General features: G+C 68.4%; 18 protein-coding genes. 12 read left to right on the forward strand and 6 right to left on the reverse strand.

Annotation, left to right across the window (positions count from 1 at the left end; genetic code table 11):
• Positions 1-178 precede the first annotated feature (178 nt).
• Positions 179-934: a GntR family transcriptional regulator gene (locus JHL17_RS06995; protein WP_200191456.1), complete on the reverse strand. Its 756-nt coding sequence runs from the start codon at positions 932-934 to the stop codon at positions 179-181.
• A 188-nt stretch (positions 935-1,122) separates the two neighbouring features.
• Between JHL17_RS06995 and JHL17_RS07000 the strand changes: the two genes are divergently transcribed.
• The 7 genes from JHL17_RS07000 (at position 1,123) to JHL17_RS07030 (ending at position 10,691) form a co-directional block, all read left to right on the forward strand.
• Complete coding sequence (locus tag JHL17_RS07000) at positions 1,123-2,322, forward strand: mandelate racemase/muconate lactonizing enzyme family protein (protein WP_200191458.1); 1,200 nt, start codon at positions 1,123-1,125, stop codon at positions 2,320-2,322.
• A gap of 12 nt (positions 2,323-2,334) precedes the next feature.
• Positions 2,335-3,111, forward strand: coding sequence for an SDR family oxidoreductase (locus JHL17_RS07005; protein ID WP_200191460.1), 777 nt, complete (start codon positions 2,335-2,337; stop codon positions 3,109-3,111).
• 54 nt (positions 3,112-3,165) lie between these two features.
• Entirely contained in the window at positions 3,166-4,182 is a 1,017-nt protein-coding gene (locus tag JHL17_RS07010) for a TRAP transporter substrate-binding protein (protein ID WP_200191462.1), read from the forward strand.
• A 4-nt stretch (positions 4,183-4,186) separates the two neighbouring features.
• Positions 4,187-6,064 carry a TRAP transporter large permease gene (locus JHL17_RS07015; RefSeq protein WP_200191464.1) on the forward strand — a complete coding sequence of 626 codons (1,878 nt, stop codon included), beginning with the start codon at positions 4,187-4,189 and terminating at the stop codon, positions 6,062-6,064.
• A 425-nt stretch (positions 6,065-6,489) separates the two neighbouring features.
• Positions 6,490-8,271 (forward strand): glycoside hydrolase family 17 protein, encoded by a 1,782-nt coding sequence (locus JHL17_RS07020; RefSeq protein WP_200191466.1) that lies wholly within the window; start codon positions 6,490-6,492, stop codon positions 8,269-8,271.
• Between the two features lie 75 nt (positions 8,272-8,346).
• A complete protein-coding gene (locus JHL17_RS07025) occupies positions 8,347-8,973 on the forward strand; it encodes a LysE family translocator (RefSeq protein ID WP_200191468.1) in 627 nt (208 codons plus the stop codon).
• Between the two features lie 146 nt (positions 8,974-9,119).
• Entirely contained in the window at positions 9,120-10,691 is a 1,572-nt protein-coding gene (locus tag JHL17_RS07030; RefSeq protein ID WP_345773766.1) for an HD domain-containing phosphohydrolase, read from the forward strand.
• A 24-nt stretch (positions 10,692-10,715) separates the two neighbouring features.
• On the opposite strand, the gene dapB is transcribed toward JHL17_RS07030, so the two are convergent.
• Together dapB and znuA are read right to left on the reverse strand one after the other, a co-directional pair.
• Positions 10,716-11,513, reverse strand: coding sequence for a 4-hydroxy-tetrahydrodipicolinate reductase (gene dapB / locus JHL17_RS07035; RefSeq protein WP_200191472.1), 798 nt, complete (start codon positions 11,511-11,513; stop codon positions 10,716-10,718).
• Between the two features lie 90 nt (positions 11,514-11,603).
• The gene (znuA, locus tag JHL17_RS07040; RefSeq protein ID WP_200191474.1) at positions 11,604-12,587 is read right to left on the reverse strand and encodes a zinc ABC transporter substrate-binding protein ZnuA; all 984 of its coding nucleotides are present in this window, start codon (positions 12,585-12,587) and stop codon (positions 11,604-11,606) included.
• Between the two features lie 89 nt (positions 12,588-12,676).
• On the opposite strand from znuA, the gene znuC reads away from it, so the two are divergent.
• Positions 12,677-13,477, forward strand: coding sequence for a zinc ABC transporter ATP-binding protein ZnuC (znuC, locus tag JHL17_RS07045; RefSeq protein WP_200191476.1), 801 nt, complete (start codon positions 12,677-12,679; stop codon positions 13,475-13,477).
• Positions 13,470-14,255, forward strand: a complete 786-nt coding sequence (gene znuB / locus JHL17_RS07050) for a zinc ABC transporter permease subunit ZnuB (RefSeq protein WP_200191478.1) — start codon at positions 13,470-13,472, stop codon at positions 14,253-14,255. Before znuC ends, znuB begins: the two co-directional genes overlap by 8 nt.
• A 311-nt stretch (positions 14,256-14,566) precedes the next feature.
• Here znuB and JHL17_RS07055 read toward each other — a convergent pair whose 3' ends face one another.
• Together JHL17_RS07055 and JHL17_RS07060 are read right to left on the reverse strand one after the other, a co-directional pair.
• A complete protein-coding gene (locus JHL17_RS07055; protein ID WP_200191480.1) occupies positions 14,567-17,164 on the reverse strand; it encodes a DNA translocase FtsK in 2,598 nt (865 codons plus the stop codon).
• A gap of 51 nt (positions 17,165-17,215) precedes the next feature.
• Entirely contained in the window at positions 17,216-18,472 is a 1,257-nt protein-coding gene (locus JHL17_RS07060) for an aminotransferase class I/II-fold pyridoxal phosphate-dependent enzyme (protein ID WP_200191482.1), read from the reverse strand.
• A gap of 256 nt (positions 18,473-18,728) precedes the next feature.
• On the opposite strand from JHL17_RS07060, the gene JHL17_RS07065 reads away from it, so the two are divergent.
• Entirely contained in the window at positions 18,729-19,307 is a 579-nt protein-coding gene (locus JHL17_RS07065; protein WP_200191484.1) for a DUF2239 family protein, read from the forward strand.
• An 81-nt stretch (positions 19,308-19,388) separates the two neighbouring features.
• On the opposite strand, the gene glnK is transcribed toward JHL17_RS07065, so the two are convergent.
• Entirely contained in the window at positions 19,389-19,727 is a 339-nt protein-coding gene (gene glnK / locus JHL17_RS07070; RefSeq protein ID WP_012977707.1) for a P-II family nitrogen regulator, read from the reverse strand.
• 394 nt (positions 19,728-20,121) lie between these two features.
• On the opposite strand from glnK, the gene JHL17_RS07075 reads away from it, so the two are divergent.
• Together JHL17_RS07075 and JHL17_RS07080 are read left to right on the forward strand one after the other, a co-directional pair.
• Positions 20,122-21,396, forward strand: a complete 1,275-nt coding sequence (locus tag JHL17_RS07075; RefSeq protein WP_200191486.1) for a UbiH/UbiF/VisC/COQ6 family ubiquinone biosynthesis hydroxylase — start codon at positions 20,122-20,124, stop codon at positions 21,394-21,396.
• Between the two features lie 440 nt (positions 21,397-21,836).
• Positions 21,837-22,508, forward strand: coding sequence for a LolA family protein (locus tag JHL17_RS07080; RefSeq protein WP_200191488.1), 672 nt, complete (start codon positions 21,837-21,839; stop codon positions 22,506-22,508).
• The last annotated feature ends 26 nt before the right edge of the window (positions 22,509-22,534 follow it).

Genomic DNA, 22,534 nt, shown 5'->3' on the forward strand with positions numbered 1-22,534 from the left:
GGGGGTGGGGCATGCCCCACCCCCCAGGGCTTCTCTTCTAACAAAACTCAAAGACACAAGGTATTACGCACGCCAAGGCCGCGGCATCCCAAGCTTCCAACGAATCTTTCGCCAACGCCATGGGCGAACCGACCTCGCCAGTCTGACGGCATATCTTGAGCGCCTGATACGAGGCTCGTCAGAGCAGCGGCGCGATGCTGCAATCCAGCAGGGACGGGTCGATGCCCGTCTCCATCGCATCGAACATGTCATCGACGAAATCCATCAGTGCGTCCGAGGCGGCGACCGCCTTGTCGGGGTGACGGTTCGCAACGGCGTTCAGAACCGCCAGATGATGGTCGATCGTCCCGTCGAGGTTCGTCTGCCCCACCATGTGGGTGTGGTGGATGAACCCGATCCGCCTGAACAGGGTGTGGAGCGGGCGGAGCGTATGCTCCAGGAAGGGTTCACCCGCCGCCGCCAGGATCAACTGGTCGATCCGGCGGTCCAGCGTGTTGAACTCGGCCAGCGTGATGGTGTCGCGCCGTTCCCGCAGGACACGCTCCATATGCAGCATCTGGTTGCGGTGAGCGGGGCCTGAACGCTCGGCGGCCAGACGGATGACGAAACGCTCGATGTCGCGGCGGAGCTTCAGCAGCAGGCGTTCACGGGCCAAGTCGATCGGCGCGATCTGCAGGCCGTGGCGCGGGCGGACGATGATCAGCGTGTCGGCGGCGAGCCGGTTGACGGCGTTGTGGACCGGCGTGCGGCCAAGCCCGGTCAGATCCTGAATCTCTTGCATGGTCAGGTTCCGGCCAGGCTTCAGTTCACAATTGACCAGCCGGTCCTCGATGCGCTGGTAGGCCAGCTCGAAGAAATTGACGCTGTTGCTCCGCGCCGGGGTCTCGCCGCCTTCCGCCTGCACCAGCTCAGGCTTGCCGCCACGCTTCGCCATTCGTCACTCCCCAACCCTCGGAAACCACCGGGTTCCGTCTGTGTAGGCCGTCATAATAAACATGTTGTGAAATATCACAAGCGCATGTAGCCTCCAGCGGAATTGAAGCCAGGACGGATGGTCACGGCTCCGAACAATGTAATGCCGCGGCCCGCCGGTCGCGTCGCGCGTGGCCGAGGGAGGCCCTCTTGAAGATCACATCCATCGAAACGCTGCGGACCGAGGAATTCGCCAACGTCCTTTGGGTCCGCGTGCACACCGATGCCGGGGTCATCGGCCTCGGCGAGACCTTCTACGGCGCCGGCGCGGTCGAGGCGCACATTCACGACACGCTCGCCGGCCGGCTGCTCGGGCGCAACCCGCTGCACATCGAGGCGATCCATCGCGACATGCTGAACCTGCCGATGGCGCAGTCGTCCACCGGTGCGGAGTACCGCGCGGCCTCGGCGATCGACATCGCGCTGTGGGATGTGTTCGGCAAGGTCTGCGGCCAGCCGGTCCACCAGATGCTGGGCGGGCTTTGCCGGGACAGGCAGCGCATCTACAACACCTGCGCCGGCTACCGCTACGTCCGTTCCCAGAACATCAAGCCGGTCTCGAACTGGAACTTCCAGGACCGCAACGGTCCCTATGAGGACCTCGACGGCTTCATGAACCGGGCGGACGCGCTGGCCGAGAACCTGCTGGAGAACGGCATCAGCGCCATGAAGATCTGGCCCTTCGATCCGCACGCGATCGAGAACCAGGGACTCCATATCACGGCCGCGCAGTTGAAGACGGCGATCGAGCCCTTCGAGAAGATCCGCAGGGCGGTCGGTGACAAGATGGAGATCATGGTCGAGTTCCACTCCCTGTGGAACCTGCCGACCGCCATGAAGATCGCCAGGGCGTTGGAACCCTACGCGCCGACCTGGTACGAGGATCCGATCCGGATGAACTCGCCCCAGGCCCTGGCGGAATACGCCCGCTCGACGACGGTTCCGGTATGCGCCAGCGAGACGCTGGGGTCGCGCTTCCCCTACAAGGACATGCTCGACCGCGACGCCATGCATGTGGTGATGGCCGATTTGTGCTGGACCGGCGGGCTGACCGAGGGGCGCAAGATCGCCGCCATGGCGGAGACCTACCACCGCCCCTTCGCGCCGCACGACTGCATCGGGCCGGTCGGCTTCGTCGCCGCCATCCACATGTCGTTCAGCCAGCCGAACACACTGATCCAGGAATCGGTCCGCGCCTTCTACACCGGCTGGTACAACGAGCTGGTCACGGCGATGCCGACGATCAAGGACGGCTACGTCTACCCGATGGAGGGGCCGGGGCTGGGCATCGACCTGCTGCCGTCGGTCTACGAGCGACCCGACCTGACCGTCCGCCGGTCGGCCGCCTGAGGAGAACGCCCCATGCCCACCCTGTCCAATCCGCTTTTCGACCTGACCGGGAAGACCGCTCTGGTCACCGGGTCCTCGCGCGGTCTCGGCCGCGCCATGGCCGAGGGGCTGGCGGCGGCCGGCGCCACCGTCGTCCTGAACGGCGCCAACCCCGACCGGCTCGCCGCAGCGACCGAAGAGATGCGCCAAGCCGGCCGCAAGGTCGGCTCGGCCTGCTTCGACATCACCGACGAAGCGGCGATCGTCGCCGCCTTCGAGCGCTTCGACGCCGACGGAGTCGCGATCGACATCCTCGTCAACAACGCCGGCATCCAGCTGCGCAAGCCGATGGTCGAGCTGACGACGCCGGAATGGCGGACGGTGATCGAGACCAATCTGACCAGCGCCTTCGTGGTCGGCCGCGAGGCGGCCAGGCGGATGATCCCGCGCGGTGCCGGCAAGATCATCAACATCGGTTCGCTGACCAGCGAACTCGCCCGCGCGACGGTGGCGCCCTACACGGTGGCCAAGGGCGGAATCAAGATGCTGACCAAGGCGATGGCGGCGGAATGGGCCGGCTCCGGCCTCCAGGCCAACGCGATCGGTCCGGGCTACATGATCACCGACATGAACCAGGCGCTGATCGACAACCCCGCCTTCGACGCCTGGGTCAAGGGGCGCACGCCAGCCAAGCGCTGGGGCAAGCCGGAGGAGCTGGTCGGCACCGCCGTGTTCCTGGCGTCGAGCGCGTCCGACTACGTCAACGGCCAGATCATCTACGTCGATGGCGGCATGCTCTCGGTCCTCTGACCGCCGGTCCCGCCGCACAGCTGAAGATCAAGAAGTCCATCCAAGGAGGAAACGATGCTGTCCACCCGTCTGTCGCGCCGCGTGGTCATCGCCGGTGCCGGGTCGCTTCTCGCGGCCCCGGCGATCGTCGGAAAGGCCCAGGCCGCCACCACGCTGAAGATCTCCACCTCCTACCCGAACGACCCGCAATTCTCGACGGCGCGCATCTGGTACGATCTCTTCGTGCCCCGGCTGAAGGCGGCGACGGACGGCCAGATCACCGCGCAGTTCTTCCCCGACAACCAGCTCGGCCAAGAGGCCGACATGGTCAACCAGGTCAAGCTCGGCGTCGTCGATATGATGCTGGTGGGAGCCTCGATCTGGACGAACATCGTGCCGGAATTCGGCATCTTCGATCTGGGCTACCTGTTCCAGGACTACGACCACCTGCTGCGGGCGACCGCCACGCCGGCCGGCGCGGATCTGGAAAAGCTGCTGGTGCAGAAGGCCGGCGCCCATTTCCCCGCCTGGGGCCGCAACATCGGTGCGCGCAACTTCATCACCAAATTCGCCTTCACCGACAGCGCCGGCCTTGCCGGCCGCAAGATCCGCTCTCTGCCGAGCCCGGTCGTCACCGAGACGGTCCGGCTGATGGGCGCTGCCGCCACGCCGATGGCCTTCGGCGAGGTCTACACCGGCCTCCAGGCCGGGGTGATCGACGGGATGGAGCACGACGCCCCGACCATCCTGTCGGCGAAATTCTACGAGACGGCGAAACACTTCACGTTGACCCGGCACATCCACACGCCCTTCGGCGCCTTTGTCAGCGACAAGACCTTGCAGAAACTGTCGTCCAACCTGCGTGACGGCCTGTTGCAGGCGGTCCGAGAGACCGCCAAGGACCAGTTCGCCAAGGCGGCCCAGGTCGAGCTGGAAGCCATCGACCAGCTCAAGCAGAAGGGTGTGACGGTCGCCGAATGCGACCGCGAGGGCTTCCGCAAGCGGATGCAGCCGCTGTGGGACAAGTTCGCCCAGCAGACGCCGGGCGCGAAGGCGCTGCTGGACGCCGTCCACCAGACCGAGAAGGCGTGACCCCATGGCACAGGCATCGACGACCGGCGGCGTGGACGGACGGACCCTCGCGCCCAAGCATTCCGGTGTGATCCCGAAGATCGTGTCGCTGATCGAGATCATCGCGGGGCTGGCGCTCGTCGCCGACCTCGTGGTGGTGGTCGGCTCGGTGCTTGGCCGCCATCTGTTCGACGCTCCCCTGGTCTGGAGCGACGACGTCGCCCGCGCGCTGCTGCTGTCGCTGAGCTTCTTCGGCGCGGCGGCGGCTCTGGCCCATGGCGAGAACGCGGGCGTCACCTTCTTCGTCGACCAACTGCCGCCCTGGATCCGCGCCCCGATCGACTGCCTGGTGTCCGTCACGGTCGTGGTGGTGGCCGGCGCCTTGTGCTGGAACAGTTTCCTGCTCACGCGGGAAACCGCCGGGCAGACGGTCGGCGCCGGCATCCCACAGGAGGTCTTCTTCGCTCCGATCTGCCTGTCGGCGGCGGCGATGACCGTCTTCGCGCTTGATCAGGCGTGGCACCACAAGCTCCGGCATATCCTGCTGAGCGTCGCGATGCTGGGTGTGGTGGCGGGGCTGTGGACCCTGTGGTCGCTGGCTTCGCCCGACACGCTGCCCGGCATGCCGGTCGCCATGCTGATCGCCTTCGTCGTGGCCCTGGTTCTGAGCGTGCCGATCGGCTTCGTCCTGGCCTTGACCGCACTGGTCTTCATCTGGGGCGGGGACATCCTGCCGGGCGAGATCTTCGCGCAGCAGATGGCGCGCGGCATCGACAATTTCGTGCTGCTCGCGGTGCCGTTCTTCATCCTCGTCGGCTACCTGATGGAGGCCAACGGCATGTCCGTCCGCCTCATCACCCTGCTGCGGCAGGGCGTCGGGCGGATGCGCGGCGGCCTCGACGTCGTCATGGTCCTCAGCATGGTGATCTTCTCCGGCATCTCCGGCTCGAAGATGGCCGACGTCGCCGCCGTCGGATCCGTCCTGGTGCCCGCCGCCCGCAAGTCGGGCCAGAAGCCGGGCGACGCCGTCGCCCTGCTGGCGGCGTCGGCGGTGATGGCCGAAACGATCCCGCCCTGCGTCAACCTGATCATCCTCGGCTTCGTCGCCAACCTGTCGATCGGCGGCCTGTTCGTCGCCGGCCTGCTGCCTTCGGCGCTGATGGCGTCGGCCTTGATCGTGATGGCGATTGCGATGGGCAAGAAGGCCCCGGCGCCCGACCTCGCCGAGAGCGCGGCGCCGATGAAGGGGCTGCTCGGCAGCGCGCTCGCCGCGATCGGGCTGATCGTCCTGATTTTCGGCGGCTACCGGTCGGGCTTCGCGACCGCCACCGAGATCTCGGCCTTCGCGGTTCTCTACGCGCTGGTCGTCGGCGGTTTCCTGTTCCGCGAGATGACCTGGAAGACGGCGGCCCAGGTCATGGGCAAGGCGGCCGTCCGGTCCGGCATGGTCCTGTTCATCGTCGCGGCGGCGCAGAGCCTCGCCTATGTCCTGACGCTCCAGCAGATCCCGCACGCCGTCGCCGACTTCATGGTCGAGCTGTCCTCGGCGCACGGCACCTGGGTGTTCCTGCTTCTCTCGGTGCTGATCCTGATCTTCATGGGTTCGGTGCTGGAGGGGGCGGCGGCGCTGATCATCTTCGGGCCTCTGCTGATGCCGGTCGCCCGCCAGCTTGGCATCGACCCGCTGCATTACGGCATCATCCTGGTGATCGGCATGGGGATCGGCCTGTTCGCGCCGCCGCTCGGCCTCGGCCTTTACGGCTCCTGTCTGATCGGCGGGGTCCGGCTGGAGGAGACGGTGAAGCCGATCATGAAGTATCTCGGGGTCCTGTTCCTCTGTCTTCTGGTGATCGCCTTCGTTCCCGACATCACCACCGCGCTTCCCCATGCCTTCGGATATTGAGCCACTGTTGGGCGTTGTTGCATGAATTCGGTTCGTGCCGCCGGCTGGAGGATCGCCGTGCATAGATGTTGGGTTCCCCTGCCGGCCCCCTACGCCGTGCAAGCACAATCAGCCGCGCCGCACCGGATCCCGAAGACCCAACTACGAGGTTGAGAGCCGGGCTGAATGCAATCGGGCGATTCGGCAACGCGGAAGCCATGGACCCGCACAAAGTCACACTTTCCAGCGGAATAAACTCCCCCTCCCGCCGGTTTACCGAATTGTGACGAAGGCACGTCACTCAATCCTTGACCGACTGACGGGCGCGTCTCCTCCGGGGGACGCGCCCATTTTCTTACCGAGCCGGTGAATAAAAGCGCCGCCCGCCCTGTTGGTGCGACGGTCGCCGTTCAAACCGTCAAGCCTTTGGTGTAGACATCCCGCCCATGCGCCTGATCCTCATCCTCGCCGCGATGATCGTCGCCGGCCTCGCCAATCTCGCCGTCTGGTCCTTGCCGAACCTGCCGGTGCCGCTCGACCCGCCGCCGGGGGGCAAGCTGCGCAGCGTGTCCTTCGCCCCCTTCCGCGACGGGCAGAGCCCGCTGACCGGCGTCCTGCCCTCCACCGCCCAGATCGAGGAGGACATCGTCGCGCTGGCCCCGCAGGTGGCCGGCATCCGCACCTATACCTCGCTGGAAGGCTTGCAGGTGGTGCCGGAACTGGCGCGCAAGCACGGCATGCAGGTCACCATGGGGGCGTGGCTGTCCTCGCGGACCGACAAGAACGAGGCGGAGATCGCCTCGCTGATCGAGCTGGCCAACCGCTATCCCGACGTCATCACCCGCGTCATCGTCGGCAACGAGGTGCTGCTGCGCCGCGAACTGACGCCGGAGCAGGTCGCCGGCTACATCGACCGCGTCAAGGCGGCGGTGAAGCAGCCGGTGTCCTATGCCGACGTCTGGGAATGGTGGCTGAAATACCCGCAGATATCCTCCCACGTCGATTACCTGACCATCCACCTGCTGCCCTATTGGGAGGACGTGCCGGCCGGCGTCGAGGCCGCCACCGAGCGCATCCGCCAGAGCTACCGCACCATCGCCCACCGCTTCCCGGGCAAGCCGATCCTGGTCGGCGAGACCGGCTGGCCGACGCAGGGGCGCTCGCGCGGCGCCGCGGTGCCGGGGCTGGTCAACAAGGCGAAGTTCGTCAACGCCTTCGTCCGCATGGCCGAGCAGGAAGGCTTCGACTACAACGTGATCGAGGCCTTCGACCAGGAATGGAAGGCCAAGCTGGAGGGCACCGTCGGCGGCCATTGGGGCCTGTACAACGCCGACCGCACGCCGAAATTCTCGCTGGCCGGGCCGGTCGTCGGCAATGTCGCTTGGCCCTGGCTGTTCGCGGCGTCCAGCGGGCTGGCGCTGGTGCTGCTGGGCGGGCTGGCCCTGCTGCGCCGCCATCTGCCGGGTACCGGCTGGGCGGTGCTGATCCTGCTGGCGCAGGCGCTGTCGACCCTCTACGTCCGTGCCGCCTTTCTGGCGGAGCACGGCAAGCATTACTGGCAGGACACCACGCTGGCCGTGGCGATGCTGGCGCTGACGGCGGCGTTGTCGCTGGCGGTGCTGCTGACCGCCCACCGCACGCTGGCGAGCGGCGGTCTGGCGATCGAGCCGCTGGTCGGCCTGCGCCATGCCCGCCCGGCCCTGACCCGCACCGAGAGGGTGGGGCGGTGGAGTGCGGTGGCGCTGGGCGTCGCGGCGTTGGCCTGGTCTCTGCTGATCGTCTATGACGGCCGCTACCGCGATTTCCCCAACCCGTATCTGCTGATCCCGGCGGTGGCACTGCCGGTGCTGGGGCTGATCCGCGCCGCCCGCCGTCCGGTCGGGACGGAAACGCGCGGCGCGTTGGGCATCGCCAGCCTGTTCCGTCCGGCGGTTCCCGCCGCGGATGGCGAGCCGCGTGGCCTTTGCGGCGCCGTCCGCCGCCTGCCGGTCGAAGCGGTTCTGGGCTTCGGGCTGCTGCTGGGCGCGCTGCTGACGGTGGTGGCCGAGGGCTTCGTGCCGCTCGAGTCGCTGATCTACGGCCAGCTTCCCTTTGTGGAGGCGCTGCACGAGGTCGACTGGACGCGGCCGAACTGGGAGGCGCTGGGCTGGGCGGCGTTGCAGATCCTGCTGGCGCTGCCCTTCCTGGCCGGCGTGTGGAGCGCCCGCCGTCCGCTGCGGCGGATTTGAGGTCAGGCGGCCATTGCGCGAACCGCCGCGCTGTGGATTGATGGATGGGTCCCTGATACACCGGAGACCCGATCCATGTCCCCCGACCTGTGGCTCGCCTTCGCCGCCGCCTCCGCCATCATGCTGATGATCCCCGGGCCGACGGTGCTGATCGTCGTCTCCTATGCGCTGGGCCATGGGCGGAAATCGGCCATGGCGACGGTGGCGGGGGTGGCGCTGGGCGACTTCACCGCGATGACCGCCTCGATGCTGGGGCTGGGGGTGCTGCTGTCGACCTCGGCCGCGCTGTTCACCCTGCTGAAATGGGCGGGCGCCGCCTATCTGGTCTATCTCGGCATCAAGCTGTGGCGGGCGCCGGTCCGGGCTGCCGACACCGTGGCCGACGAGTCGGCGGTGCGGCCCTGGCGCATGATGCTGCACACCTATGCCGTCACCGCGTTGAACCCGAAGAGCATCGTCTTCTTCGTCGCCTTCCTGCCGCAGTTCCTCGACACCGGCCGGCCGCTGGCCGGGCAGATGGTGGTGATGGAGGCGACCTTCCTGGTGCTGGCGACGCTGAACGCCGCCGGCTATGCCCTGCTCGCCTCGGCGGCGCGGCGGGCGGTGCGGACGCCGTCGGTGCAGCGGGCGGTCAACAGGGTCGGCGGATCGCTGCTCATGGGGGCCGGGCTGCTGACCGTGGCTTGGAAGCGGACCGCCTGAAGCGCCCCTGGATGCTCGGCACCGTCATGCGCAAGCCGATTGGTTGACAGTTCATTATAACTTCGCCGAAAATTGTCGAAGAATCGGGGAATGCACGCGCCGGTATGGTCGCGACGCTTGCCGAAGCGAATCGATCCGCGGAGGCGGTGTTGACCGACGGGTGCGACAGGGATGGCGTGGCCGAAAAGGCGCGGCGGGAGCCGGCGGGGGATATCCTCGAATTCGCCGCCGAGCCGGAGGGTCCGGCCGATGGCGGGCGGCGCAACCCGCCCTGGCTGATCCTGATCGTCGACGACGACCAGGAGGTCCACGCCATCACCCGCGTCGTGCTGGGCGAGATGACGTTCGAGGAACGGCCGGTCCGCTTCCTGTCCGCCTACACTGCCAAGCAGGCGCGGTCTCTGCTGGCCGAGCATCCCGGCATCGCCGCGATCCTGCTGGATGTGGTGATGGAGACCGACGATGCCGGGCTGAAGCTGGTACGCCATATCCGCGAGGACATGGACAACCGGCAGATCCGGATCATCCTGCGTACCGGCCAGCCCGGGCAGGCGCCCGAACGGCAGGTGATCGCCACCTACGACATCAACGACTACAAGGCCAAGAGCGAACTGACGGCGCAGAAGCTCTATACCACGGCCATGGCGGCATTACGCTCCTACCGGCACATCGTGACCATCGAGCGCAGCCGGCAGGGGCTGGAGCGAGTGATGGAGGCGGCCGATCATCTGGGCGGCTTGCGCTCGCGCCCGCAATTCCTGGCCGGGCTGGCCGGGCGGGCCGCGGCGCTGGTGACGGACGTCCGGTCCGCCCTGATGTGCGGTGCCGGGGAGGGCGGACGACCGGCGGTCGTCGTGGGAACCGGGCTGCCGGTCGAAGATCTGCCGGCCGAAATCGCCGCCGATATCATGGCGGCTCTGGCCGACGGACAGCCGCGCTGGGGCGCCCGGTACGGGGTGGTGGTGCTCCGCGGCCGCGATGCCGAGCCGCTGGCGCTCTGCCTGCTGGGCGGGCCCTTCGCCGAGGGCGACCGGCTGCTGGTGGAACTGCTCTGCAGCAAGGCGGCGGTCGGGCTGGACAATCTTCGGCTCTATGAACGGCTGAACGAGGCGCAGGTCGCCACCGTCCATGCGCTGGGCAAGCTGGCCGAGTACAAGGACGAGGTCACCGGCGACCATGTGAAGCGGCTGGGCCGCTGGGCCACGGCGATCGCCCGCGAACTCCGCGCCCGCGACGCCTTTCCCGGCGAACTGGACGACTGGTTCTGCGACACCATCGGGCTGGCCAGCGTCCTGCACGACGTCGGCAAGGTCGGCATTCCCGACGCCATCCTGCGCAAGCCCGGTCGGCTCGACGAGGCGGAAATGGCGGTCATGCGCGACCATGCCTCCATCGGCGGCAGCATCCTGCGCGACGCCTGCGGCGGCGACCGCCACGGCTACCTGTCGATGGGGGCCGAGATCGCCGAGAGCCACCACGAGAAGTTCGACGGCAGCGGTTATCCGCAGGGGCTGGCAGGCGACGCCATCCCGCTGGCCGGCCGCATCGTCGCCGTCGCCGACGTGTTCGACGCGCTGCTGCACCGCCGCCCCTACAAGAAGGCCTGGGACATCGCCGAGGTTCTGGACCTGCTGCGCGCCGAATCAGGCAGCCATTTCGATCCGCGCGTGGTCGACGCCTTCCTGGCCGTGCTGGAGCGTGACGGGGCGGGGGTGTAGGCCGTCACCCCGGCCCCTCCGGGCTCAGACGCCCAGCACGTCGCGCATGCTGTAGAGCCCCGGCGTCTTGTCCTGGGCCCACAGGGCGGCGCGGACGGCGCCCTTGGCGTAGATCTGGCGGCCCGACGCCTTGTGGGTCAGTTCGACCCGCTCGCCGTCGGCGGCAAAGATCACTGTGTGGTCGCCGATGACGTCGCCGCCGCGCAGCGTGGCAAAGCCGATCTCGCCGCGCGGGCGGGCGCCGGTGTGGCCGTCACGCACCTTCTGCCAGACATCCTCCAGCGCCACTCCGCGCCCGGCCGCCGCGGCGCGGCCGAGGCCGAGTGCGGTGCCCGACGGCGCATCGACCTTGCGGCGATGGTGCATCTCCAGGATGTCGATGTCGAAGTCGTCGTCCAGCGCGTGGGCGACCTGCTCCACCAGCGCCAGCAGCAGGTTGACGCCCAGCGACATGTTGGGCGACTGGACGATGGCGGTGTGGGTCGCCGCGGTGGCGATGGCCGCCTGCTGCGACGGGTTCAGGCCGGTGGTGCCGATGACCAGCGCCGTTTCCGACTGGGCGGCGAGTGCCGCGTGCCGCTCCGTCGACTCAGGAGCGGTGAAGTCGATCACCGCGTCGGCCTCCGCGAACAGGGCGACCGGGTCGTCGATGGCGGTGACGCCCAGCGGGTCGAGTCCGGCCAGCACGCCCAGATCCTTGCCCAGCGCCGGACCGCCCACCCGTTCGGTCCCGCCGGCCAGCGTGCAGCCCGCGGTCGCCGCGATCTCGCGCACCAGCATCTGGCCCATGCGCCCCGCGCACCCGACGATACCGATCTTCATGACGCCCATCCTTCGTTTGGCTCCTCCGGCCAGCTCTTCCGGCCGGACTTTCGCGCCCTCCCAGCGGTTTAGCACAGGGCTGGCCGGGGCTTAAGCGCCAAGGCAGACACGCAGCGACGTGGCGATGTTGCGCATCAGGGTCGGGTAGAGTGCCTCGCCTTCCGGCAGATCGGCGCCTTCGGGGTCGAGCACGCCGGTCTTCGCCTTGGTACCCTCCACCACGGTGCGGACCAGCGTCGGTTCGAACTGCGGCTCGGCGAAGACGCAGGCGGCGTTCAGTCCGGCGATCTTGGTACGGATGGCGGACAGGCGCTTGGCGGACGGGCGGCGGTCCGGGCTGACGGTGATCGATCCCACCGCCGACAGGTCGTAGCGCGCCTCGAAATACTGGTAGGCGTCGTGGAAGACGACGAAAGGCTTCTCCTTCAGCGGCGCCAGCGTGGCCTTCAGTTCCGCATCCAACGCGTCGAGCGCCTGGAGGGTGCGGTCGGCGTTGGTGCGGTAGGTCTCGGCATCGGCCGGGTCCTTCGCGGCCAGCGCTTCCGCCGTCGCCGTGACGATGGTGCGGGCGTTGGCCGGATCGAGCCAGATGTGGCTGTTCAGCTCGTCGTGATCGTCGCCATGATCGGCGGCATGGCCCTCATGGTCATGATCCTTGTGGCCGTGTCCTTCATGACCATGGTCATGCGGCTCCCACGCGCCGCCTTCGCGGGCTTGCAGCAGGGTCATGCCCTTCTGGTCCATCAGGGTCAGCCGCGTCGCCTTCGGCGCGTTGGCCTGCAGCGGCTTTTCCAGGAAACCTTCCAGGTCCGGGCCGACCCAGACCACCAGATCGGCAGCCGACAGCGCTTTCGCATCCGACGGCTTCAGCGTGTAGCTGTGCGGCGAGGCGCCGCCGCGGACCAGCAGGGTCGGTTCGCCCACCCCCCGCATGACCGAGGCGACCAGGGAATGGATCGGCTTGATCGACACCACCACCTTCGGCACCTCGGCCTGAGCCGCCGTTGCGGCCAGGGTGGTCAGGGCGGCGCCCAGGGCGCCGGTCAGGATGGCGGACAGCGCGATGGGGCGCATGGGAGGGATCCTCTCGACTTGCTGGACAGGCTGCCGGTTTCAGCGCATAGGGAAGCCACAGTCACTTTGGTGTCACGTTATAACGTAACATGTCAACACCCCACCCGAACCGGGATCCCTCCGCACTCTTCTCCGGCCCGCTCGCCTGGACCGAGGATCTGACCGTCCGCTTCGGCAGCCGCACCGTTCTGGACCGCGTCAACGTCGCCGTCGAGCCGGGGGAGGTGGTGACGCTGATCGGCCCGAACGGCGCCGGCAAGACGACGCTGGTGCGTGCCGTGCTGGGGCTGGTGGCCCCCGACGGCGGGCGGGTGCTGCGGCGTCCGAACCTGCGCATCGGCTACATGCCGCAACGGCTGTCGGTGGATCAGACCCTGCCGCTGACCGTGCGCCGCTTCCTGGCGCTGTGGCGGCCGGTGACCACCGACCGGGTGGCGGCGGCGCTGGAGGAGGCCGGGGTGACGCGGCTGGCCGACTCGGCGGTGCAGACGATTTCCGGCGGCGAGATGCAGCGCGTGCTGCTGGCCCGCGCCCTGCTGGGCGAGCCGGACCTGCTGGTGCTGGACGAACCCGACCAGGCGGTCGACGTCCATGGACAGGCGGAGCTGTTCAACCGCATCGCCCAGGTGCGGCTGCGGCGCGGCTGCGGCGTGCTGCTGGTCAGCCACGACCTGCACACGGTGATGGCGCGCACCGACCGGGTGATCTGCCTGAACGCCCATGTCTGCTGTTCCGGCCGGCCGGAGGATGTCAGCCGCCATCCGGAATACCACGCCCTGTTCGGCGGCCATGCCCGCGACCTCGCTGTCTATGTTCATCACCACGACCATGCCCATGCCGGGGACGGCAAGGTCGTGCACGATCATGACGGGGACTGCTGCCATGGATGAGTTCGTGATCCGCGCCCTGCTAGCCGGCGGCGGCATCGCCCTGCTGGCCGGGCCGCTGGGGTCCTTCGTGGTGTGGCGGCGCATGGCCTATTTCGGCGACACGCTGTCCCATTCGGCCCTGCTGGGGGTGACGCTGGGCTTCCTGCTGGGCGTCAACCCGATGGTCGGCGTGATGGTGGTCTGCGTGTCGCTGGCGCTGGCGCTGGTGGCTTTGCAGCGGCGGCGGCATCTCGCGGCCGACACGCTGCTGGGCATCCTGTCGCACGGCTCGCTGTCGCTGGGGCTGGTGGCGCTGGCCTTCCTGGAGACGCTGCGGGTCGACCTGATGGCCTATCTGTTCGGCGACATCCTGTCGGTGACCGACGGCGACCTGATGGCGATCTATGGCGGCGGTGTGGTTGCGCTGACGGGATTGGCGCTGCTGTGGCGCCGGTTGCTGGCGGTGACGGTGGACGAGGATCTGGCAAGGGTGGAGGGCATGCCGGTGGACGCCCTGCGGCTGGCTTTCATGCTGCTGATCGCGCTGGTGATCGCCATCGCCATGAAGATCGTCGGCATCCTACTGATCACCTCGCTGCTGATCATTCCCGCGGCGGCGGCCCGGCGCTTCGCCCGCACGCCGGAGGGAATGGCCGCGCTGGCGTCGGTCCTGGGCATCCTGGCGGTGGTCGCCGGGCTGATGGCGTCGCTGAACTGGGACTTGCCGGGGGGGCCTAGCGTGGTGGTGGCGGCCGCCGCGCTGTTCCTGCTGGGATCGCTGGTGCCTTTGCGACGGTGAGGGCGCTACCTGCAATCAGAAAAAGAATACGTTTGCGTTAATTTCCCGTTTGCGGATGTGCCCGCCTGACCCATAGTCCGCCGGCGGACGCGATGGCGGGAGGGCCGCCATCGCCGCCGTACCAAGGGAGGGCTGGAGGATGGAGAAGATCCTCACTCTCCTGATCCTGGTGCTGGAGATCGTCAAGCGGCTGCTTGACCTTCTGATGCACTAAGATCGGGCGGGCGGGCCGCGGAGTACCAGTCCTCGGCCTGCCTACCCCCGATATTGGTGCTGTACCCCATCGCTGTCAACCGGCAGCCTGAAAACACTCATTCGTCGATGTTGCGCGCCAGCACTTCGCGCTTTCCGGAGTGGTTGGGCTTGCTGACCACCCCTTCGGTCTCCATCCGCTCGATCAGGCGGGCGGCGGAGTTGTAGCCGATGCGCAGCTGGCGCTGGATGAAGCTGGTCGAGGCCTTGCGTTCCCGGCAGACCACCGCCACCGCCTTGTCGTAGAGGTCGTCGCCCGATCCTCCGCCGGTGCCCGGTAGGGCGCCGTCGTCGAAGCTTTCCTCGCCTTCCTCGTCCTCCAGGATGGCGTCGACATAATTGGGTTCGCCCTGCGCCTTGAGAAATTTGACGATCTGTTCGACCTCATGGTCGGAGACGAAGGGACCGTGGACGCGGGTGATGCGGCCGCCGCCGGCCATGTAGAGCATGTCGCCCTGGCCCAGCAGCTGCTCGGCGCCCTGTTCGCCGAGGATGGTGCGGCTGTCGATCTTGCTGGTGACCTGGAAGCTGATGCGGGTCGGGAAGTTGGCTTTGATGGTGCCGGTGATGACGTCCACCGACGGGCGCTGCGTCGCCATGATCAGGTGGATGCCGGCGGCGCGCGCCATCTGGGCCAGTCGCTGGATGGCGGCTTCGATGTCCTTGCCGGCGACCAGCATCAGGTCGGCCATCTCGTCGACGATCACGACGATATAGGGCAGTTCGGTGAGGTCCAGAGGCTGCTCTTCGAACAGCGGCTTGCCGGTATCGGGGTCGAAGCCGGTCTGGATGCGGCGGGTCAGCGACTCGCCGCCCTCGCGCGCCTCGCGCAGGCGGGCGTTGTAGCCTTCGATGTTGCGCACGCCCAGTTTGGACATGTTGCGGTAGCGGTCCTCCATCTCCCGCACCGTCCATTTCAGCGCCACCACCGCCTTCTTGGGGTCGGTGACGACGGGGGTCAGCAGGTGGGGGATGCCCTCATAGACCGACAATTCCAGCATCTTGGGGTCGATCATGATGAAGCGGCAGCGCTCCGGCGGCAGCCGGTAGAGCAGCGACAGGATCATGGTGTTGATCGCCACCGACTTGCCCGAGCCGGTGGTGCCGGCGACCAGCAGGTGGGGGAAGCGGGCGAGGTCGGCGACCACCGGCTGGCCGCCGATGTCCTTGCCGAGCGCCAGCGCCAGCTTGCCGCCATGCTTGTCGAAGCCTTCTGCCGCCATCAACTCGCGCAGCAGCACGGTCTCGCGCCTGGCGTTGGGCAGCTCGACGCCGATGACGTTGCGGCCGGGGACCACGGCGACGCGGACCGACACCGCGCTCATCGAGCGGGCGATATCGTCGGCGAGGCCGATGACGCGGGAGGATTTGGTGCCAGGGGCCGGCTCCAGCTCGTACAGGGTGACGACCGGGCCGGGATGGACCTTCTGGATCTCGCCACGCACGCCGAAATCGCCCAGCACGCCTTCCAGCTGGCTGGCGTTGCGTTGAAGCGCGGCCTCGTCCAGTTGCTCGCCGCGGATGCCGGTGGGCGGCACCTGCAGCAGGTCGAGCGGCGGCAGCTCGTAGCCCGGCGGGCCGTCCTCCTCGCCCAGCGGCAGCCGGGTCTGGCGCGGGTCGGCCTTCGCCGCCTCGCGCTCCGACGCTGCGGATTTGGGCGGGGTGATGATGGGGACGGGGCGGACCGGCTTGTCGGCGGCAGCGGGGGAGGTGGTCGGGGCGGCCGACAGCGGGACCGGACCGGCATCGAGGCCGGCGGGAGGCGAGGGGGGCACCTGCACGGCCTCGTCGAAGCGCGGGCGGCCGCGTTTCCGCGCATCGTCGCCGCGCAGCGCGTCGTCCACCGCGACCGAGGCGGCTTGGGCGGCGCTGCGGCCGTGGCGGCGCAGGGAGTCGACGCCGCTGCGGGCAGCCTGGCGGATCATGCGCACGCCGTTCACCATACCGCGGCCGAGCGAGCGGACGCTGGCGATCCATTCGCCGATGGTCAGGCCGGCAGCCAGGAACAGCACCAGCCCGCCGCCGACCGCGGCGGCGGTCGCCACCATCGGCTCGGCCCCGAACAGGTTGCCGACGCCGCGCAGCAGGATCTGGCCGATGCTGCCGCCCGGAAGCGGGGCAAGCGGGTCGGTGGAGGCGCTGGTCAGGCCGGCCAGCGCCATCGACACCAGGAACACGCCCCACAGCGCCAGCACCGTGCGGAACAGCGGGTTGCCGAGCTTGCGCTGGGCGCCGAGGCGCCAGCCCCAGAACATCGGCACCAGCGCAATGACGAAGGCGGCCCAGCCCAGCGACTGGATCAGCAGGTCGGCGGCGTAGGCGCCGGGGGTGCCGAACAGGTTGTGCGCCCCCGCCGCCGTGGCGGGGACCGAATTCAGCGAGGCGTCATGCGGGTCATAGCTGCCCAGCAGCACCATCAGCAGCAGGCCGAACAGGCCCAGCACGAAGCCCATCGCCTCGCGCGCCCGGGCGACGACGAAGGCGCGCATGGCCGGCGAGAAGAAGGGCGGCTTTTCCTGCCGGCCGCGGCCGGATCGGATGCGGTCCTTGCCCGGCTCCTTGACGCCGTCGCGGGGTGCACCCTTGCGCGGGCTGGGGGTGGTCCGTCCCAGGCTGGGCCGGGGGCGCGCGGAGGTGGGGCCGGCGGGTCGGGCCATGGGGCGGAAACCTCGTGCTGTAGAAACCGAAACGGGGGCCGACCGGAACGGTCAGCCGAGAATGCGGACGATGGACGCGCAGGCCTGGGCGACGGTGTCGGTATCCTGTACCAAGGCCACGCGGATGAAGGCGTCGCCGGGGTTCGGCTCGCCGGGGTTGCTGCGCGACAGGTAGGCGCCGGGCAGGACGCGGATCGCACCCTCCGCCCATAGCCTCTTGGCCGCCTCCTCGCCGTTGCCGACCTCCAGCCACAGGAAGAAGCCGCCGGCCGGCCGGCTATAGCCATAGCGGCCACCCAGCTCCGCCTCGGCCGCCGCGAACTTGGCACGGTAGGCGGCGCGGTTCTCTTCCACATGGGCCTCGTCGCGCCACAGCGCGGTGCTGGCCGCCATGATCGGCAGCGGCATGCCGGCACAGCCGTAGCTGCGCAGGCGGGAGAAGCGCCCGATCAGCGCCGGGTCGCCGGCGACGAAGCCGGAGCGCAGGCCGGCGGCGCTCGACCGCTTGGACAAGGAGTGGAAGACCAGCAAATTGGCCCAGGGCTTGCCGTCCGCCTGCGGCAGGCCCGCCGCGACCTGCAGTGCGCCGGCCGGCGGGGCGTCCAGCCAGATCTCGGCATAGCATTCGTCGACCGCCAGCACGAAGCCGTACTGCCGCGCCAGCCCGATGGCCTTGGCGAGATAAGCCGGGGCCGCCGCCGCCCCTTGCGGGTTGGCGGGAGTGCAGAGATAGAACAGCGCGGTGCGTTCCAGCAGTTCCGGCGTCAGGGCGTCGAGGTCGGGCAGGAAGCCGGTCTCGCGCGTGGCGGACAGGAACACCGGCTCCGCCCCCGCCATCACCGCCGCCCCTTCATAGGGAGCGTAGAAGGGGTTCGGCATCAGCACCGCCGGCTGACGCCCGGCCTTCCGCGTCGGCACCGCCAGCAGGGCCAGCATGAACAGCGCCTCCCGCGTGCCGGACAGCGGCAGGACGGAGCTGTCGGCGTGCAGCAGCCCGGCCGGCAGATCGTAGCGGCGGGTCAGCCAGTCGCCGGCGGCGGCGCGGAACTCCGGCGTGCCGCCCACCGGCGGATACCTGTTCCAGCCGGCGGCGCTGGCGCGCAAGGTCTCTTCGATGATGGCGGGCGGGGTGTGCTGCGGCTCGCCCACCGTCAGCAGGATGGGGGCGACGTTGGCGCGTGGGGTGATCGGGGCCAGCAGGTTGGCCAGCCGGGTGAAGGGATAGTCGGTCAGCAGGTCGAGCCGGTCGTTGCCGATCGCCTCGCTGAAGACGGCACCGCTGTTGACGCTGAAATCCGCAAGAACCATGGCGACCGCAACCCTCTTCGCACCCCGGATGCCGCACCCCGGCCTGGGGGCGGCCACGTCTCGTGAAGGGCCGATCCTATCGGTGGGGCACGGGGGGCACAAGCGCCCAGAACCTATGGCCGCGGCGGGTGGCCGAACGGTCACAGGGGGACGGAAGACAGTGTACTTACGGGCCGCTCCGCCATTTCGTCCGGGCAATATTGACACGGATATTTTATCCGGGTAAAATATGGTCCTCACAGCCGGAGTTCCGATCATGTCCGTGACCGCCGAAACCCTCTGCACCGCCTTCCGCGGCGAGCGCCGCCTTGCCGCCGGGGATGCCCTGAGCGTTGCACGGGCGTTGCGGGCGGCATTGGGCGCGGAGCCCGACGGACCGCCGGTTCTGGTGTTCGACGACGCCACCGGCAAGCCGGTCGACCTCGATCTGCGGGGAAGCGATGCGGAAGTCGCGTGGCGTCTTTCTCCCCCGCCGCGGGGGCCGGGACGGCCGAAGCTGGGAGTGGTGGCGCGGGAGGTGACGCTGCTGCCGCGTCATTGGGAGTGGCTGAACGCCCAGCCCGGCGGGGCGTCGGTGGCGCTGCGTAAGCTGGTGGACGAGGCGCGCAAGGGGAACGAAGCGAAGGACCGCGTGCGCCGGGCGCAGGAGGCCGCCTATCGCGTCATGCTGGAGTTGGCAGGCGACCGGCCGGGCTATGAGGAGGCGGTGCGGGCGCTCTATGCCGCGGACCGCAATCGGTTCGACGCGCTGACCGCGGACTGGCCGGCCGATTTGCGCGACTATGTCCGAGCGCTGGCGGCGGACGCGTTTGCCGGCCGGATCGAAGGCGGCTGAAGAGAGCGGACAGGCGCGCGAGATGCGCGCCCGCCGGGTCCGGTCCCGCCGGAAGGAGCGGACCCGCCTTGGCCGGAAGCCTTACAGAGCCTCGGCGTTGGTCTCGCCGGTGCGGATGCGCACGGCTTGGGCGATCTCCAGCACGAAGATCTTGCCGTCGCCGATGCGGCCGGTGTTGGCGGCCTTCTGGATCGCCTCCACCACCTGCTCGTACTGGTCGTCGGACACCGCGACCTCGACCTTCACCTTGGGCAGGAAGCTCACGGAATATTCGGCGCCGCGGTAGATTTCCGTCTGGCCCTTCTGGCGGCCGAAGCCCTTGACCTCGCTGACGGTCAGGCCCTGGATCCCGAGCGACGTCAGCGCCTCGCGCACTTCGTCGAGCTTGAACGGCTTGATGATGGCCATAACCAGTTTCATGTGGCTTCCCCTTAGAGCGTTGTTCCGGCCGCGTGCAAGGCTGTGGCCGCCCCGTTGCGGTTCCAGTCCGGCCAGACACCGTACCGTCCTTCCGCCGATGGCCCAAGCCTGTTCGCGTCGACCGCAAAAAGCAACGACTACAAGAATCGTGCCGGTTGAAAGGCGCTGAAAGGATGGGAATATGCCTGTTGATTGGGCGCTTAAAAGGGCGGCATTTGCCTAAAAAAAGTTCATCGATACTCCGTCCGGCGATCGGCATCCGTCGACCGGGGACTGGACACTGGACAGGACGGTCCTGGGCGACAATTGTCTGACCGCGCGATGGCGCCGGCGCGGCTCAAGCCCGGCCGGCTACCGGCGCACAGGCATCGAAGGCGAGAAGGCAGCGAGCATCATGGCCGTACCGGGCACCGAATCGGGCAACGCGACCGTCCCCCCGCCGGGCGGCGACATCACCACGGAGGTCGTGGTGCTGGGCGGCGGCCTGGCCGGGCTGACCATGGCGGCGGCGCTGGCCGGCGCCGGCGTGCCGGTGGTCTGCATCGACCAGGACAGCCCGCAACGCATGGGCGACCGCGAATTCGACATCCGCACCACCGCAATCTCCTATGCCTCCAAGATGGTGCTGGAGGCGGCGGGCGTCTGGCACCACATGGCCGACCAAGCCGGACCGATGCTGGACATCCGCATCGCCGACCAGTTCTCGCCCCTGTTCATCCATTACGACCACACCGAACTGGCGATGGAGGGCAAGCACCAGCCCTTCGGCTGGATCCTGGACAACCAGGACATTCGCCGCGCCCTGTTCGCCCGCGTGGCCGAGCTGCCCGGCCTGGTCCATCTGGCGCCTGCCAAGGCGATGGCGGTGGAGCGGACGCGGTCGGGCGTCTCGGTCCGGCTGGCCGACGGGCGCATCGTTCGCGGCCGGCTGCTGGTCGGCGCCGACGGGCGGCGCTCGATGGCGCGCGACAGCGCCGGGATCAAGGTCCGGCGCTGGTCCTACGACCAGAGCGCCATCATCTGCACCATCCGCCACACCGAACCGAACAAGGGCGTCGCGGTCGAGCATTTCCTGCCCAACGGCCCCTTCGCCGTCCTGCCGATGACGGACAACCGCTGCTCCATCGTGTGGAGCGAGAAGACCGCGCTGGTCGACACCTATCTGAAGCTGCCCGACGACCAGTTCGTCGACGAGCTGCAGCGGCGGTCCGGCGGCTATCTCGGTGAGATCACGCTGCTGACCAAGCGCGAGGCGTGGCCGCTGTCGGTTCTGCTGGCCGACCGCTTCATCGCCGACCGGCTGGCGCTGGTGGGAGAGGCGGCGCACGCCATCCACCCGATCGCCGGGCAGGGGCTGAACCTGGGCATGCGCGACGTCGCGGCCTTGGCGGAGGTGGTGGTGGATGCCCATCGCCTCGGCCTCGACGTCGGCGGGCCGGAGGTGCTGGCCCGCTTCCAACGCTGGCGCCGTTTCGACACCGTGCTGCTGGCGGCGGTGTGCGACGGGCTGGTCCATCTGTTCTCCAACAGCATCCCGCCGGTGAAGCTGGCGCGCGACCTGGGCATGGCGGTGATCAACCGGCTGCCGCCGGTCAAGCGCTTCTTCATGAAGCACGCGATGGGGGTGGTCGGCGACCTGCCGCGGATGATCAGGGGGCAGCCATTGTGAAATTGGCTCCCATCATGAGCCTCGTTCGGCCGTCATTCCCGCGAAGGAGCCTGTGAAGAAATCGAACTTATATGAGGAAGCCCTGATCTGGCAGGCGTGCACATCTCCCACTCGTCATCCCCGCGGAGGCGGGGAACCAGGATTTCCAACACAAGTGCTTGTAAAGGCTGGATTCCCGCCTTCGCGGGAATGACGGCCGAGGAAAGCGCACGATGCGATTCAACGCGACGTGGTTCGAACTTGGGGCTTCTCCCAGCGAGTCACCGATTTCTTCACAGCCTCCTTCGCGGGGATGACAGCCGAGAAAAGCCCCTGAAAACTCACCGCCTGCCTGACCTCACTTCCGTGGTCCCGCCTTTGGTGCTCCTTGGCAGCGGAGGGCGGACGCCTTATGTCCGCCACACTGCCCGGCCAAGCAATACGGGCCACTACGACCAAGGATGAAGACCGTGCTTCGCCGCCTTTCCGTCGCCCTGCTGTCCGCCACCCTTCTGGCCTCGCTGCCGGCGGCATTCGCTCCCTCCGCCCAAGCCGCCCCGGCCACCCCCGTCTCGCTGTCGGCGCAGGACCAGGCGGTCGTCGCCAAGGTCGAGGAGTATCTGAACGGCATCACCACCCTGCAATCCAAGTTCCTGCAGGTGGCGCCCAACGGGCGGCAGGCGACCGGCACCTTCTCCCTCTGGCGGCCCGGGAGGATGCGGCTGGAATATGACCGGCCGTTGAAGGACTTCATCGTCGCCGACGGCAGCTTCGTCTTCTATTGGGACGGCGAGATGCGCCAGCAGTCGAGCGCCCCCATCGGTTCGACGCTCGCCGACTTCATCCTGCGCAAGAACATCCGCCTGTCGGGCGACGTCACCGTCACCGACGTCTTCCAGGCCCCCGGCGTGGTCGAGGTCAGCCTGCTGGAGACCAAGGACCCCGGCAAGGGCACCCTGACCCTGGTGTTCGAGGATCGTCCCTTCCAGCTGCGCAAGTGGCGGGTGCTGGACGCCCAGGGACTGACCACCGAGGTGGCCCTGCTGAACCCGCGCACCGACGTCACCTTCGACCGCGACATGTTCTATTTCAAGGAGCCGGCGCGCGGGTCGGATTTCGGCCGCAACAACTGAGCGACAAAGCCCTTCGCCCCCTGTTG

Source organism: Azospirillum endophyticum, assembly GCF_016595245.1.
GTDB lineage: Bacteria > Pseudomonadota > Alphaproteobacteria > Azospirillales > Azospirillaceae > Azospirillum > Azospirillum endophyticum.